The organism is Brevundimonas sp. FV1ye4L (assembly GCF_058681255.1).
Genome location: NZ_CM178734.1, coordinates 1584576 through 1599046, shown reverse-complemented (window position 1 = coordinate 1599046; position 14471 = coordinate 1584576). Strand labels below are relative to the sequence as shown.

Sequence of the window (14471 nt, the reverse complement as noted above, 5' to 3'; positions counted from 1 at the left end):
GCCTTTTGCGTTCGGGCGAAAGTCCGGGTTAGAGACCCGAGCCTCCGCAGCCGGTGCGCAGATAGTCGTCGATATAGCCGAGTTGTTCAGCCATGATCTCGCGGGTCCAGGCTGGGCCGTGCGCATAGTCCTTGATCAGGTGGTACTGGATGTCCTGGCCGCTGCCGCGTGCGCGGCCGACGAACAGGTCGGAGTGATCCTGAGTCACCGTGCGATCGCGATCGCCGGTGAAAACCATCATAGGGATCTGGACCTGGTTGGCCCGGCTGATGGGGTTAAGTCCGTTGACTGTGTCGCGTTGGGCTTCCCGCGTATAGGGGTTCTGGAACATGCTGGACCGGATCTTGGTCAGATCCGATACGCCGGCGCCGGCGATCGCGCATTTATACAGGCCCTCGGGACGGATTCCGGCCACCATGGCGGCATAGCCGCCGTAGGAGAAGCCGAACATGGCGATGCGGCCCCGCTGCGCAACGCCCTGGTCGATCAGCCATTTGGCGCCGTCGTCCTTGTCGTCCTGCATCTTCTGGCCCCACTCGTTGTCGCCGGCCATCCAGAGGCGTTTGCCCCAGCCGTCGGAACCTCGGTACTGGGGTTGCAGGACGGCGTAACCGCGCGACGTCATCATGGCGCGCCACGACGAATAGTCCCAGGTCATCTCGTCACGCGCCCAGGGGCCGCCGTGGGGCATGATCACGGTCGGATAGGGGCCAGGGCCGAAGACGTCAGCCGGCGGCTTGCTGAGGAAGGCTGGGATGTCGAGCCCGTCGCGGGCTTTGTAGTAGACCAGTTCGGTCTTGCCGATCGTCGCCGGATTGATCTGAGGGAAGGGCTGGCCCAGGGGCGTGAGTTGACCGTTGCGGAAGATGAAATAGGCGCCGGGATCGTTCGACGCACCTGACCACACGACCACGGTGCCCCAGTCCTGGGACGCGGCGGCGACCTCCATATAGCGGTCGGTCTGATAGGCGATGGTGCGGGTCGACCCTGTCGCCGGATCGGTGACGCGTAGTGGATGGGATTCGATGTTTAGAGCCTGCTCGAGGCCAGTGATCAGGCTCTCATAACCAGGTGCGATCGGAAATTCGGTGCCGCGCGGTCCACTATAGCTGAAGGACCGCACTTCACCGAAGTTCGGGCCCTGGACGCGGTTGATGCTCATGCCGGCCGCCTCGAACAACGGGTGTTCGAAGACCACTTCGCCGAGCTGGCGTGTAGCAATATTGTACTCAAAGACTGCCGCCTTGTCGCGACTGCGGTTGGAGACGACATAGGCGATATTCGGATCGGGACTGAAGCCGGCGACCGCGAAGACTTCGCGGTTCTTGACATGGCTACGGAAGTGCTCGTCCCAGCCGCCGCCCGCATTCTTGAATTGGGTGGCGATGTATAAACCTTCGGCATCGCGGTCGGCGATATTGCGGACCCGCAGATCTCCATTCAGATCGGTGTCGTAGCCAATCACGCGTTCGCTGGAGCGCTGGATGCGCTCCGAGCGGTTGTTGCGGACGTTCAGCCGAAGGACGTCGCCGTTGATCTCGATCAGGATATTGTCCGGATCGTTGGGCAGAGAATCGAGAACCGACGGACTCTGTGTCTTAAGGAACTCCGCCTCGTCGTCCGAGCGAGGGCGGAACGACGATATAGGGTCGCGCCAGTTCCGACCTTGGAGGTCGGTGAGCAGAAATTTGCTGAGGAAGGTCTTGATGATTGTGCCCTGTGCGGCGTCGTAAGGCTGCCACATCGAGACGCCGAGCACGTCATTCTTTACGAATGTGACGCCCTGGAGCTTCATCTGAGATGAGCCGATCACCGTTGGGGCGCGGTCCAGGTGTTCGGCGTCCCAGACCAGAATGACCCGTTCTTCGCCCCGCGCCTGTAGGGCTGCGATGTGTTTTCCGTCGGGCGACACCGTGAAGCTCGACATGAGCGGGAAGGCGGCGAACTGCTCGACTGTCGGCGCAGGAGCAGAACCTGTCGTCGCCTGCGCCATAGCCACGCCGCTGGTCGAGCCAAGTAGGAGAACAGCGCTGAACGCTGCGGCCGTTAATCTCAACATTACAAAAACCCCCACACCGGTCGAACGCCGGCCCAATTGTGGCCGCAATGAACCAAATTGCTCTGCCCACGGCAAGCGTCAGCGCAACAGCCACAAGGCGAGACGGAAAATTGGCCGATTGAAGCGATTTTTCCCCGGTTTTGTGCGGCAAGGCTTCGATTAGGGGACTTCACTTAAAGCCGACTCACATTATCGCCGTAACCTTCTCTTAACCCTCGTGGGCGCAATCATTAACGCGCTCATAACCAAAGCGATTCGGCGGGGTGCTCGCTTTGGTGCGAAGGGTCCAGGGCTCGGAAGGTCGGAAAAATATGTCGCTCTCGTTGGTCAAGCCGCAACACACTGAACTGAAGCCCCGGATCGTCGTGTTCGGCGTCGGCGGCGCAGGCGGCAACGCCGTGAACAATATGATCGACGCCGGCCTCGAAGGGGTCGAGTTCGTTGTCGCCAACACCGACGCGCAGCACCTGTCGTTCGCCAAGACGGATCGTCGCATCCAACTGGGCGAGACCATCACCCAGGGCCTGGGCGCCGGCGCTCACCCCGAAGTCGGCATGAACGCCGCCGAGGAATCCGCCGACGAGATCCATCAGCACCTCGAAGGCGCGCACATGGTGTTCATCACCTGTGGCATGGGCGGCGGCACCGGCACCGGTGCGGCCCCCGTCATCGCCAAATGCGCGCGGGATCGCGGCATCCTGACCGTCGGCGTCGTGACCAAGCCCTTCACCTTCGAAGGCCGCCACCGGATGCGCCTGGCGGATGCCGGCGTCGCCGAGTTGCAGCGCTATGTCGACACTCTGATCGTCATTCCGAACCAGAACCTGTTCCGCGTCGCCAACGAACGCACCACCTTCGCCGACGCCTTCGGCATGGCTGACCAGGTGCTGCACTCGGGCGTGCGCTCGATCACCGACCTGATGATCCTGCCGGGCCTGATCAACCTGGACTTCGCCGACGTGCGCGCCGTCATGTCCGAAATGGGCAAGGCGATGATGGGCACGGGCGAGGCGTCCGGTGATGATCGCGCCCTGCTGGCCGCCCAGAACGCCATCGCTAACCCGCTGCTGGACGAGACCTCGCTGAAGGGCGCCAAGGCTGTGCTGGTGAACATCACCGGCGGTCTGGACATGACCCTGCTGGAAGTCGACGAAGCCGCCAACGCTATCAGCGCGGAAGTGGACGGCGACGCCAACATCATCTTTGGCGCCGCCTTCGATCCGGCCCTGGACGGCAAGATCCGCGTCTCGGTGGTCGCCACCGGCATGGACGAGGGCATGGTGCAGCGCGCCGAGCCGTCGGCTCCCGCCGCCCCGCTGGCCGATCACGGCGCCCGTCGCTCGGCCGGCGGCCTGTACGGAACCCAGACCTCGCGCGCTGCGCCCGAGCCCGCCCGCGAAACTTATCGCGAGCCGGTCCGCGCCGAACGCGCGCCTGAGCCGCGTTTCGAGGCCCGCCCTGAGCCTCGCATCGAGCCTGCGCCTGTCGTCCCCACCTTTCAGGCCCCTCCCGCGCCGGAACCTCGGCCCGAGCCGGTGATCCGCGTCGCGGAACCGACCCCGCGCGCCCTGGATCCGATCGTCGATCCCTGGGTCGAGGAGTATGAGACGACCCGCACCCCGTCGGCGCAGTCGACGCGGGCGCCTGAGCCGCAACCCGATCTGTACGCCGCCCGCTCGCCGGAACCGGCCGTCGAAGACTATGACGACCGCGATCACCGCCGCAGCGGCTGGAGCCTGTTCGGCCGGGGAAAGCGCGCACAGCCGCAGCCCGAGCCGACCTACAGCGCCCGGCCGACGTCGCAGATGCGGACGGCTGAACAGCCGCAGGCCCAGCCGCAACCGACCGCCGGCGAGGCGGACGATGACCTGGAGATTCCTTCTTTTCTCCGCCGGCTCGCAAACTGACTGATTGAAATTTTGAAGATCGCGCCCCGGAGTCCAGGCTCCGGGGCGTTTTCTTTGGCGGGAGCTCCAGGGCGGGAGTCCCGGAACGAAACAATCCGAAACTCGACTTTCATTTCGAGCTTGAGCCCCCCGCGCTAGATCGGTCGTGGGGCGTAATCCGCACATCAAGGCGGTCCGCACAGGTTGAAGCGAGTTTGAGTTTGTCGGTCAGGAACGACCATCACGAGCGCACCATCGTCGCGCCGGCGATCATCGCCGGTGTCGGGGTGCATACTGGCCGCCGCGTGCGGCTGGCGGTTCGTCCTGCGCCTGCGGGGGCGGGCATTGTCTTCGTGCGGACGGACATCACGGATCGCGACAATCGTATCCCCGTGTCGGGCGAGGCCGTCGTGGACGCGCGCCTGAACACCATGATCGAGAACAGCGCCGGCGTGCGCCTGTCGACGATCGAACATCTGATGGCGGCCTTCTGCGCTCTGGGCGTTTCAAACGCCGTGGTCGAGGTGGACGGGCCGGAACTGCCGATCCTGGACGGGTCGGCGCTGGAGTTCGTGCAACTGCTGGACCGGGCGGGCTTCCGTCCCCAGGCGCAGCCGCAGCGCTATATCGAGATCCTGGAGACGGTTCACGTCACCGAAGGCGACAAGCACGCGGCCCTGTTGCCGTGCGACCGCTATGAAATGCGGTTCGAGATCGACTTCCCTTCGGCGGTGATCGGCAACCAGATCATCGATTTCGTCGTGGACGAGCCGACCTTCCGCAAGGAAATCATGGCCTGCCGCACCTTCGGCTTCGCCCATGAGGTCGAGGCGCTGCGTCAGGCCGGCCTGGCGCGCGGCGGCTCGCTGGAGAACGCCGTGGTCATCGACGGCGACGAGATACTGAACCCCGGCGGCCTGCGCATGGAACGCGAGTTCGTGCGGCACAAGGCGCTGGACGCCATCGGCGATCTGTATGTCCTTGGCGCGCCCCTGCTGGGTCGATACGAAGGCTACAAGGCCGGTCACGCGGTCAACAACAAGCTGGTCCGGGCCCTGCTGGCTGCGCCGCATGCTTGGCGGGAAGTGACCCGCGTGCCTGAGCTGGCGCAGGCGGGCTGAGGCCGTCTAAGCTCCGATCACGCTGATCAACCGGCCAAAGTCCGGCTCGCTCTGCTGATAAGCGCGGCGGTTCGAATAGAAGCGATCCGCATCGGCGCAGGTGTCGTGGCCGGTCCAGACGGCCTGGCCGACCCCGGCCTGCTGCAGCCGCCACAGGACGAAGCCCGGCAGATCGAACTGGCGTTTGTCGTCGGTTGAGCCGGGGCGGAAGAAGCGTTCGCTGCCGGGGTCGTGGTGGGCGAACCGGTCCTGGAAATCGACGCCGACCTCATAGCTGGCCTGGGCGATACAGGGGCCGACGACCGCCAGAATGCGGCGCGGATCGGCGCCCAGGGCCTCCATGGCTGCGACGGCTGAATGGACCACGCCGCCCAGGGCGCCCTTCCAGCCGGCATGGACGGCGGCGACGATGCGGGTCTCGGGATCGGCCATCAGCACCGGCGCGCAGTCGGCGGTCAGGACCGAACACAGCAGGCCGGGTTCCGCCGAGACGACGGCGTCGCCTTCGGGCCGGTCGCCATGCCAGGGGGCTTCGGCGACGCGGGCCACGGCGGAATGGATCTGGTAGCAGCCGTTCAGATGATCGGCGTCGGCGCCGAAATGGGCGGCGACGCGCCGGCGGTTCTCGGCCACGGCGGCGGGATCGTCCTTGGAGCCTACCCCGGCGTTCAAACCTTCGTAGATGCCGGTCGAGACGCCGCCCGCGCGGGTGAAGAAGCCGTGGTCGATCCCGGCGGCGCTGAGCAGCGGATGGGTGATGGGGGCGAGGGCGCTCACACCTCCCACCCCGGAACGATCAGCGCGCGGGGCGAGAAGATCGCGGCGGCCTTGAACAGGCTTCCCATCTGGTCCTCTGCGGTCAGGCGGTTCAGTTGGCGGTCGATGACGGGCGCGGCGTCGGGTCGCGCCGACTTCAATCGTTCGGCGCGGGCTTCGATCCCCAGGCGTCGCAGGAACTCGCTTTGGCCCAGGCAGCCGGTGACGTCGGCGCCGGCGCGAACGGCGGCCTCGAGCACGCGCGGGAAGTCGGCCCACTGGGTCAGGTCGGCCTCGCCGGGGCCTTCCAGCGGATCGACCTTCTGGTGACGGCGCAGGGCCTGGAGGGTGTCACCGGCCTCGGGGCGGGCGCGGCCGTAGTCGATCAGCAGGGCGCCGCCCGAGGCGGCCTTCATCAGCAGGGCCAGGTCGCGGCCGAAGATGGCCTGCTGTTCGGAAATCTCGAAAATCCCGCCGGGCTCGACGTCGAAGACGGGCTTCTCGAAGCCACCGGAAATCGCGGTCAGGCCGAAGATCAGGTCGTTGTAGTCGGTGACGCCGATGCGGCGTTCGGCCCAGCCGCCCTCGGTGCGAACAAACTGCCGCGCGGGCAGGCAGTCCAGCACCTCGTTGGCGAGCAGGATGACGGGGGCGTCGGTTTCGATCCGCGTCAGGTCGCGCACCCAGCGGGGCGACAGGTCGGCGCCGGCCAGGGCCTTGGCCTGGAGATCGCGCAATGGGGCGCTGGGCTCGATCAGGATCAGGTCGCAGGCCTCGAGGAAGCCTGGAACCAGGCGCGCGGCCCGCAGGGCGTCGCTCATCAGGGTTCCGTCGCCGGGCCCGACCTCGACCAGGCGGAACCGCTCGGGCGCGCCGAGGCGGTTCCAGGTCTCGACCGCCCACAGGCCGATCAGTTCGCCGAACATCTGGCTGACCAAGGGAGCGGTGATGAAGTCGCCGCCTTCCCCTAATGCGGGGCGCGAGGCGTAGTAGCCGCCCCTGGGATCGTGCAGGCAGCGGGTGACATAGTCGGCGACCGTCATCGGCCCCGTCAGGGCGATCTCGCGCGCCAGACGGGTCTTCAGGGTTTCGGTATCGCTCATGCTTCGACGGGGGGCCGTTTCCAGGCGCGCCAGATCAACCAGCCGCCGATCAGGATCATTGGGATGGACAGCATCATCCCCATGGTCAGGCCCAGGGGGAAGTCGGGCATGCCGTAGTCAGGCTCGCGCACATTCTCCAGCGCGGCGCGGCAGACGCCGTAGCCGACCAGGAACAGGCCGGTGATGTAGCCCGGCTTCTTCAGCAGATCGAACTTCCAGATGCCCAGCGACAGGATGGACAACAGCACGATCCCCTCCAGGCCGGCCTCATAGAGCTGGCTGGGGTGGCGGGGCGCGTCGCCGGCGGGGCAGAAGCCGTACATCTGCTGGATACGCGCGTTGCAGAAGCGCACGGCCCAGGGGACGGTCGTCTCGCGACCCCACAGCTCGCCGTTGATGAAGTTGGCCAGTCGACCGAACATCAGGCCGATGGGCACGACCGGCGCGACGACGTCGCCGAGGCGCAGCATGTTGATCTTCTGGCCGCGCGAGTAGAGGACGATGGCCAGGCAGACGCCCAGGAAACCGCCGTGGAAGCTCATGCCGCCGGTCCAGAGTTGGAACAGCTCGAACCGTTCGCCCAGGGTCTGACCCGTGAACAGCTGGGCGTACATAATCGGCTTGTAGAAGAGGGCGTAGCCCAGCCGGCCGCCCAGGATGATGCCCAGCACAATCCACAGCACCAGATCGTCCAGCTGCGTCGTGTTGATCGGCGGCTTGCCCGGCGTCCACAGGCGTTCGGTCTTCACCAGGCGTGCGGCGTACCACCAGCCCAGAACGATGCCGGCGACATAGGCCAGGGCGTACCAGCGGATCGGAAGCGGTCCGAGATGGATCAGGACCGGATCGAATTCGGGAAAGGGCAAGGGGCGTTCCTGTGCTGGCCTGTCTCTGAGGGCGGTTTAGCAAGCGCCGCCGCCGCCGTCGCCTGTGAAGACGCATCACGACGCCTTGATGGCGTCCCCGAAGCAGCAGAAAGAAAGGTTTCGTTCACCATGATTGGTGATCCTCCCTTAACGACGTTTGACTCGGAGCCTTCGATGCAGACCCGCAACCCCATCCTGGACGAGTTCGCCAAGCTGACGACGGGCGCCATGGGCCTTGCCCAGGCCGCCGGCGAAGAGGCCAAGACCGCCTGGCGCGCCCAGGCCGACCGGATCGCCGCCGAGATGGACCTGGTCCGTCGCGACGAGTTTGACGTGCTGAAGGACGAGATCGCCGCCCTGCGGGCCGAGATCGCCGACCTGAAGGCGGCAAAGAAGCCGGCTGCCAAGGCGTCGAGCAAGCCAGCGGCGGGAACGTCCACAGATGGAACTCAACCCGGGGACGCAGCCGGTTGAGCCGAATCCGCGAACAGGCTTACCACTCTGTTAACAGCCGCGATTCTCGCGGCAGCGTGAATCGAGAGACTTGATGGACATCGCCCGGCCCGAGGAAACGGACGTGCCCTTCGACCCGCTGGAGGTCGTGGAGCATGTTCTCACGGCCGAGAACCTGCCTTTCGACCGCACCGACGACGGCGACCTGGCCTTCGCCCTGGCGGGGGACTGGAAGGATTACGAGCTCTGGTTCGCCTGGCGTCCGGAGGGGGATTGTCTGCAACTGTGCTGCGCCCTGGACCTGAAGGTGGCCAAGAGCCGCAAGACGGCCGCCTATGAACTGGTCGGCCTGATCAATCAGCGTACCTGGATGGGCCATTTCGAGGTCTGGGCCGAGGACGGGGAAATCGTCTTCCGTCACTCCCTGGCCCTGCCCATGGGCGAACGGCCGACCCTGGCCCAGGCGGCTTCGATGATCGATGCGGCCATTGAGGCGGCGGATCGCTATTATCCCGCCTTCGACTTCATGGTGCGCGGCAACAAGAAGCCGCAGGAGGCGATCGACGCCTGCCTGTTCGAGACGGCCGGCAACGCCTGATGCCTGTGGCCGGCCCCGTCGTCCTGGTCGGCTGCGGCCGGCTGGGCTCCGCCATTCTGGAAGGCTGGCTGCTGACCCAGACCGTCGTGGCCCCCGACTTGATCATTCTCAGCCCATCTGAAAAGCCGGCCGCCGAGGCGGCGCGGGCGCAGGGCGCGCGGATCAATCCGCCGCTGGAAACCCTGGCTGAGGCAAGCGTGATCGTTCTGGCGGTCAAGCCGGCGATGTGGCGCGAGGTCATTACACCCCTGCTGCCCTTCCTCGGCGACCAGACCGTGATCCTGTCGGTCATGGCCGGCGTCACCGCTCCGACCCTGGTCGAAGGGATCGGTGGCTTGCCCATCGTGCGGGTCATGCCGACGACCGGCGTGTCGCGCGGACGCGGCGTGGCTTCGGTCTGGGCGGCGGACGATCGGGCGCGGGCGCTGGGGCGTGCCTTGTTCGAGCCGATGGCCGAGACGGTCGTGCTGGCGGACGAGACCCTGATGGATGCGGCGACGGCTGTCGCCGGATCGGGCGCCGCCTATTTCTACGCCTTCACCGAGGCCTTGGCCCGCGCCGGCGAGGCGGCCGGACTGGACGCGACGACGGCCGATATCCTGGCGCGAGCCACCCTGCGGTCGGCGGCGGATTCCATGGGGGAGGATGCACTTGAGGCTCTGATCGGGCGGATCGCCTCGCCCGGCGGCTCGACACGCGCCGGCCTGGACGCCCTCGCGAAAGACGGCCGTCTAGGCGTCATGCTGGATGAAACGGTCGCGGCGGCCGTGCGGCGAAATCGCGAGATGGGCTGATTGTCGCCCCTCTCCTGGGCGGAGAGGGGCGAGCGATCAGTAGCGACCCTGTTCGATCCGATCTCCGAAGCGTTCGAAGGCCCGGTCGGCGTCGCGCCAGACACTGAAGCCCCAGACATCGCGGAGGGTCGGGGAGAAGTACGAGAACTCGACCGGTCGGGATTGACCGTCAGCGGTCACGATCTCGCCCTTGATCGCGGCGCCGCCGATCGAGATGCTGCGGATCGGGTCGAGGCCGGGGGTCTGACGAATCTGTTCCATGGTCGGCCGGTTGGGCTTCAGATCGACCAGGACCAGATTTGCCGTGGCGCCCGGATAGCGTTGCGCCAAAGCCTGGGCGACCTCGGTCTGGAGCGCGGCGATCTGTTCGTTGACCTCCTGGTCGCCGAGTTTTTCCATCTGTCGCTGAAGTTCGGGGCCGACCGTGACGTTGACGGTGGGGGTCTGCGCCTGGGCCATGGCGGCGACGGCGAGCGTCGCGGCGAGGGGGGCGAAGCAGGCGAGTTTACGCATCGTGTTTGTCTCCATGCCCTGTCGGATTCGAAGATGCGCCTTATGGGGTTGTTGCGCTAGGGGGGGCGATGATTGTGACCTGGCCGGGCACGCGAATAATTGCCTTCAGCCCGCCCATGTCGCTGCGATCCAGGGTGACGTCGCCGCCGTGACCGCGCGCCACGTCGCGAGCGATGGCCAGTCCGAGGCCCACGCCCTTGCGATTCTGGTTGCGAGACTCGTCCAGCCGCGAAAAGGGTCGGAAGGCCTCGTCGTACATCTCTTCGGGAATGCCGGGGCCGTCATCCTCGACCGTGATCTCCAGCCCGCCCGAGGCTAGGGATCGGCCCGACAGACGCACCTTTTCGCCATGGGCGGCGGCGTTGCCCGCTAGGTTCACGAGGGCGCGTTTGAAGGCGAGCGGGCGAAGCGATGCGGTCAGCCCTTCCGTCACCGCAACATCCACCTGGGCGCCGGCGCGCTTCGCATCCTCGCCGGCCGCCTTCAGCAGGTCTGCGATGGACACGGGCTGGGGCGGTTCTCCAGCCTCGCCACGGGCGAAGTCCAGGTACTCGTCGATCATATGCTCCATCTCGTCCAGGTCGCCGCGCATGGCGGCCTGACGCTTGAACGGCGGCGCCAGGGCCAGCTCCAGCCGTAGCCGGGTCAGGGGTGTGCGCAGGTCGTGGCTGACCGAGGCGAGCAGGGCGGTGCGCTGGTCGATATGGCGCTGGATGCGGTCGCGCATCGCCAGGAAGGCCACTGCGGCGGCGCGAACCTCGCGCGCGCCGTGCGGCTTGAACCGGGGCACGGTCTCGCCCCGGCCGAAGGCCTCGGCCGCATCGGCCAGGCGTTCGATGGCGCGGACCTGGTTGCGGATGAACAGGATGGCCACCGACATCAGCAGGACGGTGGCGATGGTCAGCCACAGCACGAAGATATGGGCCTGGGTCGCCACCGCGCGTTCGCGGGGAGCGATGATGCGCAGCACGCCCTGCGGCTCCTGCACCTGAATATCGACATAGGCGGGGTAACGGGTGGTGTCGAACCAGTAGGGCCGGTCCAGCCGCGCCGCTAGCGCCTTGTCTAGTACGCGATCGACAACGCCGATGGCCCCGCGTCTCTGCTCGGTGGGCAGGCTGCGGCCTTCCTGCAGCACGATCGACAGGGACATGGAGCGTTCGGCGCGGTCGGCCAGCCTGTCCAGATTTCGCGCGCTCGGATCGTCTTCATAGCTCTCGACGGCCCAGGCGATGTCGCCGGCCAGTCCTTCGGACAGGCGCGCGGTCACCGTCTGCCAGTGGGCGTCGAAGAAAATCCAGGTCACCACCACCTGCATGACCAGCACCGGCAGGACGATGATCAGCAGCGAACGGCCCCAGAGCGAGGTCGGCAGGCGCCGCTTCAGGAAGCGCGGCCACAGGGGGGCGGGCAGCAGCCGCATATCAGTCGGGCGCGAGCATATAGCCGACGCCGCGCACGGTCTGGAGATAGCGCGGGTTCTTGGGGTCGGCTTCCAGCTTGCGGCGCAGGCGGGTGACCTGAACGTCCACGGCGCGGCCGGTGATGTCGGCCGTGTCGGGCGACAGGCTCATGCGCTCGACGGGGGCATGGGCGTGCAGGGCCAGGGTCTTGAGGAGTTGCGCCTCGGCCTCGGTCAGGCGCTGGGGGGCGCCGTCGCGGATCAGCTCCAGCCGCTCCATGTCGAACACGGCCGTTCCCAGCTTGATCTCGCGCGGGCCGATCGGCTTGCCGCCGGTGCGGCGCAGAATGGCCTCGATCCGCAGCACTAGTTCGCGCGGTTCGAACGGCTTGGACATATAGTCGTCGGCGCCGCGCGACAGCCCCTCGATCCGGTCCTCGGGGTCGCCCCGCGCCGTCAGCAGCAGTACCGGCGTCTTCGAGGTTTCGGCCTTGGCGCGAACCCAGGAGGTCAGGTCCAGGCCGCTCTCGCCCGGCATCATGACGTCCAGCACGACCAGGTCGAACTCGATCAGCTCCATCATCCGCTTGGCCGCCGCCGCGTGGGCGGCGCCGGTGACGCGATAGCCTTCGCGCGACAGATATTCCTTCAGCAACTCGCGGATGCGGTCGTCGTCGTCGACGATCAGCAGATGGCGACCCACGCCCGGCCCGGCGATGGGACCCGAACGGCCTTGCGAACGGTATTCGGTGATGCTCATGCGACGTTCCCCGCGATCAGGGCGTTGACCTGAACGATTCGGGCGGCTCTAACACCGGCAATTCTGCGGGAGACGTGTTTCAATGGCCTTAGTTCCTTTCGACGATCGTGATGGTTGGATCTGGATGGACGGCGATTTCGTGCCCTGGCGGGAAACGAAGACGCACATTCTGACCCATGCCCTTCACTACGGCTCGTCGGTCTTCGAGGGTGAGCGTATGTACGGCGGCGAAATCTTCAAGCTGACGCCGCATTCGGAGCGCCTGAAGCGGTCCGCGAACCTGCTCGATTTCGAGATACCCTACAGCGTCGCCGAAATCGACGCCATCTGTAACGAAACCTGCGCCAAGAACGGTCTGACCGACTGTTATGTGCGCCCGGTCGCCTATCTGGGCCCGGAACAGACCAGCGTTTCGGCCCTGAACAACAAGGTTCACCTGGCGGTCGCCGTCTGGGACTGGCCCAGCTATTTCGACCCCGAGGTCAAGGCCCGCGGCCTAAAGCTTGAATGGTCCAAGTGGCGCCGGCCCGATCCGGCCACCGCGCCGACCACCGCCAAGGCGGCGGGCCTGTACATGATCTGCACCATGTCCAAGAATACGGCCGAGCGGAACGGTTACGCCGACGCCCTGATGCTGGACTGGCGCGGCTATGTGGCCGAGGCCACGGGCGCCAACGTCTTCTTCGTCAAGGACGGCGTGCTGCACACGCCCAAGGTCGAGCACATCCTGGACGGCATCACCCGTCAGACGGTGATCGAGATCGCCAAGGCCAAGGGGATCGAGGTCGTGGTTCGCGACATCCTGCCGGAAGAACTGTCGGACTTCTCGGAGTGCTTCCTGACCGGCACCGCCGTCGAGGTGACGCCGGTGGCCGAGGTGGGCGACTATCGCTTCACGCCGGGCGCCCTGTCGCTGGACCTGATGGAGACCTACGGCCGGCTGGTGCGTCGCCAAGCCTAAGGCGGCGTCACCAACGCAGGGCGAAGCGGCCGACGGCGGCGCCGATCAAGCCGGCGGCCGCGACGCCTAGCGTATACCAGGTGGCGACGAAGGCGGCGGTCGCCTCGCCACAGTGCAGCAGGCCGTAGGCGGTGGCGGCGAGGCCGCCGGTCGCCAGGCCCAGCGCCAGACCAGCCGACGTCGGCCGTGTCGGCGCCAGCCGTCGCGCCGACAAGAAGACCAGCGGCGCGGCGAAGGCCGAGACCAGCACGATGTTGCGGCCGCAGATGTCCCAGGTCTGGCCCAGCCAGCCGGCCATCCGTTGGTCCGGCGGCGTTAGAACCGTCTCGATCCCGCCCCACGCCATGGCGATCCCGACCACAGCCAGCAGGGCGAACAGAGCCGGCCGCGGGTCCAGGCCGGGCCGTCCCAGCCGCGTCGCCAGCCAGATCGCCGTCTGGGCCAGGGCGGCCGTATAGATCGCCTTCAACCAAGGCGTGGGCGCCTGAAGCGCCTGGGGCAGGTCGGACCGCGCTCCCAGCAACAAGATGACAGCCACCGCAGCGGCGCCGCCGGCCCAGGCCAGCAGCGCCGGGTCCAGTCGGGCGGGGCGCACGGGCTCTATACCGGCGGCCAGGGCGTTGATCAGGTCGTCAGTCTTCATTTGGGTTCACGCTGGCGACCAGCGTCTTCATGGAGCGGTGGACGCTGACCTTGGCCGCGCCCTCGGTAAAGCCGTTGCGCTGGGCGGCTTCGGCCAGGCTGAATCCGCCGACCCGCACATCCTCGATGAGGCGGCGCTGGCGCAGCGGCAGGATGGACAGGACCTTCTTCAGGTCGCCGCGAACGACGCCGTCCTCGACCGTATGTTCAGCCAGAATAACGGACGCCTCCTCCAGCGGCACGTCGGGACGGCGGCCCAGGCGGCGGAAATGATCGATCAGCTTGTAGCGCGCGATCGCATAGGCCCAGGCCGTGAAGGGCAGCGACCGGTCATAGGTCGCGCGCTTGGCGTGAATGGCGATCAGGCAGTCCTGCACGAGATCCTCCGCATCGGCTTCGCAGCCGATCAGGCGACGTTTGAAAAACGGGGTCAGGGCGCCGCGCATTTCGGTCAACAGGGCGCGCCAGGCCACGGGGTCGCCGTCGAGACCCCGTAACATCAGACGTTTGAGCTCGGCTTCTCTGTCGACCACGCAGCATCCCATTCGCGCCGGACG

15 protein-coding genes are annotated in these 14471 nt (G+C 66.7%); 6 read left to right on the top strand and 9 right to left on the bottom strand.

The window, feature by feature from the left end; all coding sequences use genetic code 11:
- Positions 1 to 28: 28 nt before the first annotated feature.
- Positions 29 to 1993 carry an alpha/beta hydrolase family protein gene (locus ACW17X_RS07800; protein ID WP_492100372.1) on the bottom strand — a complete coding sequence of 655 codons (1965 nt, stop codon included), beginning with the start codon at positions 1991 to 1993 and terminating at the stop codon, positions 29 to 31.
- 377 nt (positions 1994 to 2370) lie between these two features.
- Here ACW17X_RS07800 and ftsZ point away from each other — a divergent pair, with 377 nt between their 5' ends.
- Together ftsZ and lpxC are read left to right on the top strand one after the other, a co-directional pair.
- A complete protein-coding gene (ftsZ, locus tag ACW17X_RS07795) occupies positions 2371 to 3966 on the top strand; it encodes a cell division protein FtsZ (protein ID WP_492100371.1) in 1596 nt (531 codons plus the stop codon).
- A 200-nt stretch (positions 3967 to 4166) separates the two neighbouring features.
- Positions 4167 to 5066 carry a UDP-3-O-acyl-N-acetylglucosamine deacetylase gene (gene lpxC, locus ACW17X_RS07790; protein ID WP_492100452.1) on the top strand — a complete coding sequence of 300 codons (900 nt, stop codon included), beginning with the start codon at positions 4167 to 4169 and terminating at the stop codon, positions 5064 to 5066.
- A 6-nt stretch (positions 5067 to 5072) separates the two neighbouring features.
- Here the strand turns inward: lpxC and pgeF are convergent, their stop codons facing one another.
- Genes pgeF through lgt form a run of 3 tightly spaced genes read right to left on the bottom strand, consistent with a single transcriptional unit; the run spans position 5073 to position 7791 of the window.
- Positions 5073 to 5843 carry a peptidoglycan editing factor PgeF gene (gene pgeF, locus ACW17X_RS07785; RefSeq protein WP_492100370.1) on the bottom strand — a complete coding sequence of 257 codons (771 nt, stop codon included), beginning with the start codon at positions 5841 to 5843 and terminating at the stop codon, positions 5073 to 5075.
- Entirely contained in the window at positions 5840 to 6925 is a 1086-nt protein-coding gene (locus ACW17X_RS07780; RefSeq protein WP_492100369.1) for a class I SAM-dependent methyltransferase, read from the bottom strand. The genes pgeF and ACW17X_RS07780 overlap by 4 nt, the downstream gene beginning before the upstream one ends.
- A complete protein-coding gene (lgt, locus tag ACW17X_RS07775) occupies positions 6922 to 7791 on the bottom strand; it encodes a prolipoprotein diacylglyceryl transferase (protein WP_492100368.1) in 870 nt (289 codons plus the stop codon). The genes ACW17X_RS07780 and lgt overlap by 4 nt, the downstream gene beginning before the upstream one ends.
- A gap of 174 nt (positions 7792 to 7965) precedes the next feature.
- Between lgt and ACW17X_RS07770 the strand changes: the two genes are divergently transcribed.
- The 3 genes from ACW17X_RS07770 (at position 7966) to ACW17X_RS07760 (ending at position 9636) form a co-directional block, all read left to right on the top strand.
- A complete protein-coding gene (locus tag ACW17X_RS07770; RefSeq protein WP_492100367.1) occupies positions 7966 to 8265 on the top strand; it encodes an accessory factor UbiK family protein in 300 nt (99 codons plus the stop codon).
- A gap of 73 nt (positions 8266 to 8338) precedes the next feature.
- Positions 8339 to 8842, top strand: a complete 504-nt coding sequence (locus ACW17X_RS07765; RefSeq protein ID WP_492100366.1) for a type III secretion system chaperone family protein — start codon at positions 8339 to 8341, stop codon at positions 8840 to 8842.
- Positions 8842 to 9636 (top strand): pyrroline-5-carboxylate reductase family protein, encoded by a 795-nt coding sequence (locus tag ACW17X_RS07760; protein ID WP_492100365.1) that lies wholly within the window; start codon positions 8842 to 8844, stop codon positions 9634 to 9636. Before ACW17X_RS07765 ends, ACW17X_RS07760 begins: the two co-directional genes overlap by 1 nt.
- A 36-nt stretch (positions 9637 to 9672) precedes the next feature.
- Here ACW17X_RS07760 and ACW17X_RS07755 read toward each other — a convergent pair whose 3' ends face one another.
- From ACW17X_RS07755 to ACW17X_RS07745, 3 genes are read right to left on the bottom strand one after another with little or no spacing between them, the layout of a single operon-like run.
- Positions 9673 to 10149: a hypothetical protein gene (locus ACW17X_RS07755; protein WP_492100364.1), complete on the bottom strand. Its 477-nt coding sequence runs from the start codon at positions 10147 to 10149 to the stop codon at positions 9673 to 9675.
- A 40-nt stretch (positions 10150 to 10189) separates the two neighbouring features.
- Positions 10190 to 11572 (bottom strand): sensor histidine kinase, encoded by a 1383-nt coding sequence (locus ACW17X_RS07750; protein WP_492100363.1) that lies wholly within the window; start codon positions 11570 to 11572, stop codon positions 10190 to 10192.
- A 1-nt stretch (position 11573) separates the two neighbouring features.
- Positions 11574 to 12311, bottom strand: a complete 738-nt coding sequence (locus ACW17X_RS07745) for a response regulator (RefSeq protein ID WP_267514271.1) — start codon at positions 12309 to 12311, stop codon at positions 11574 to 11576.
- Between the two features lie 82 nt (positions 12312 to 12393).
- Here ACW17X_RS07745 and ACW17X_RS07740 point away from each other — a divergent pair, with 82 nt between their 5' ends.
- Positions 12394 to 13272, top strand: a complete 879-nt coding sequence (locus tag ACW17X_RS07740; RefSeq protein WP_492100362.1) for a branched-chain amino acid aminotransferase — start codon at positions 12394 to 12396, stop codon at positions 13270 to 13272.
- 7 nt (positions 13273 to 13279) lie between these two features.
- Here the strand turns inward: ACW17X_RS07740 and ACW17X_RS07735 are convergent, their stop codons facing one another.
- On the bottom strand, positions 13280 to 13915 hold the full coding sequence (locus ACW17X_RS07735) for an NrsF family protein (protein ID WP_492100361.1): 636 nt from the start codon (positions 13913 to 13915) through the stop codon (positions 13280 to 13282).
- Entirely contained in the window at positions 13905 to 14447 is a 543-nt protein-coding gene (locus ACW17X_RS07730) for a sigma-70 family RNA polymerase sigma factor (RefSeq protein ID WP_492100360.1), read from the bottom strand. The genes ACW17X_RS07735 and ACW17X_RS07730 overlap by 11 nt, the downstream gene beginning before the upstream one ends.
- Positions 14448 to 14471: the final 24 nt, after the last annotated feature.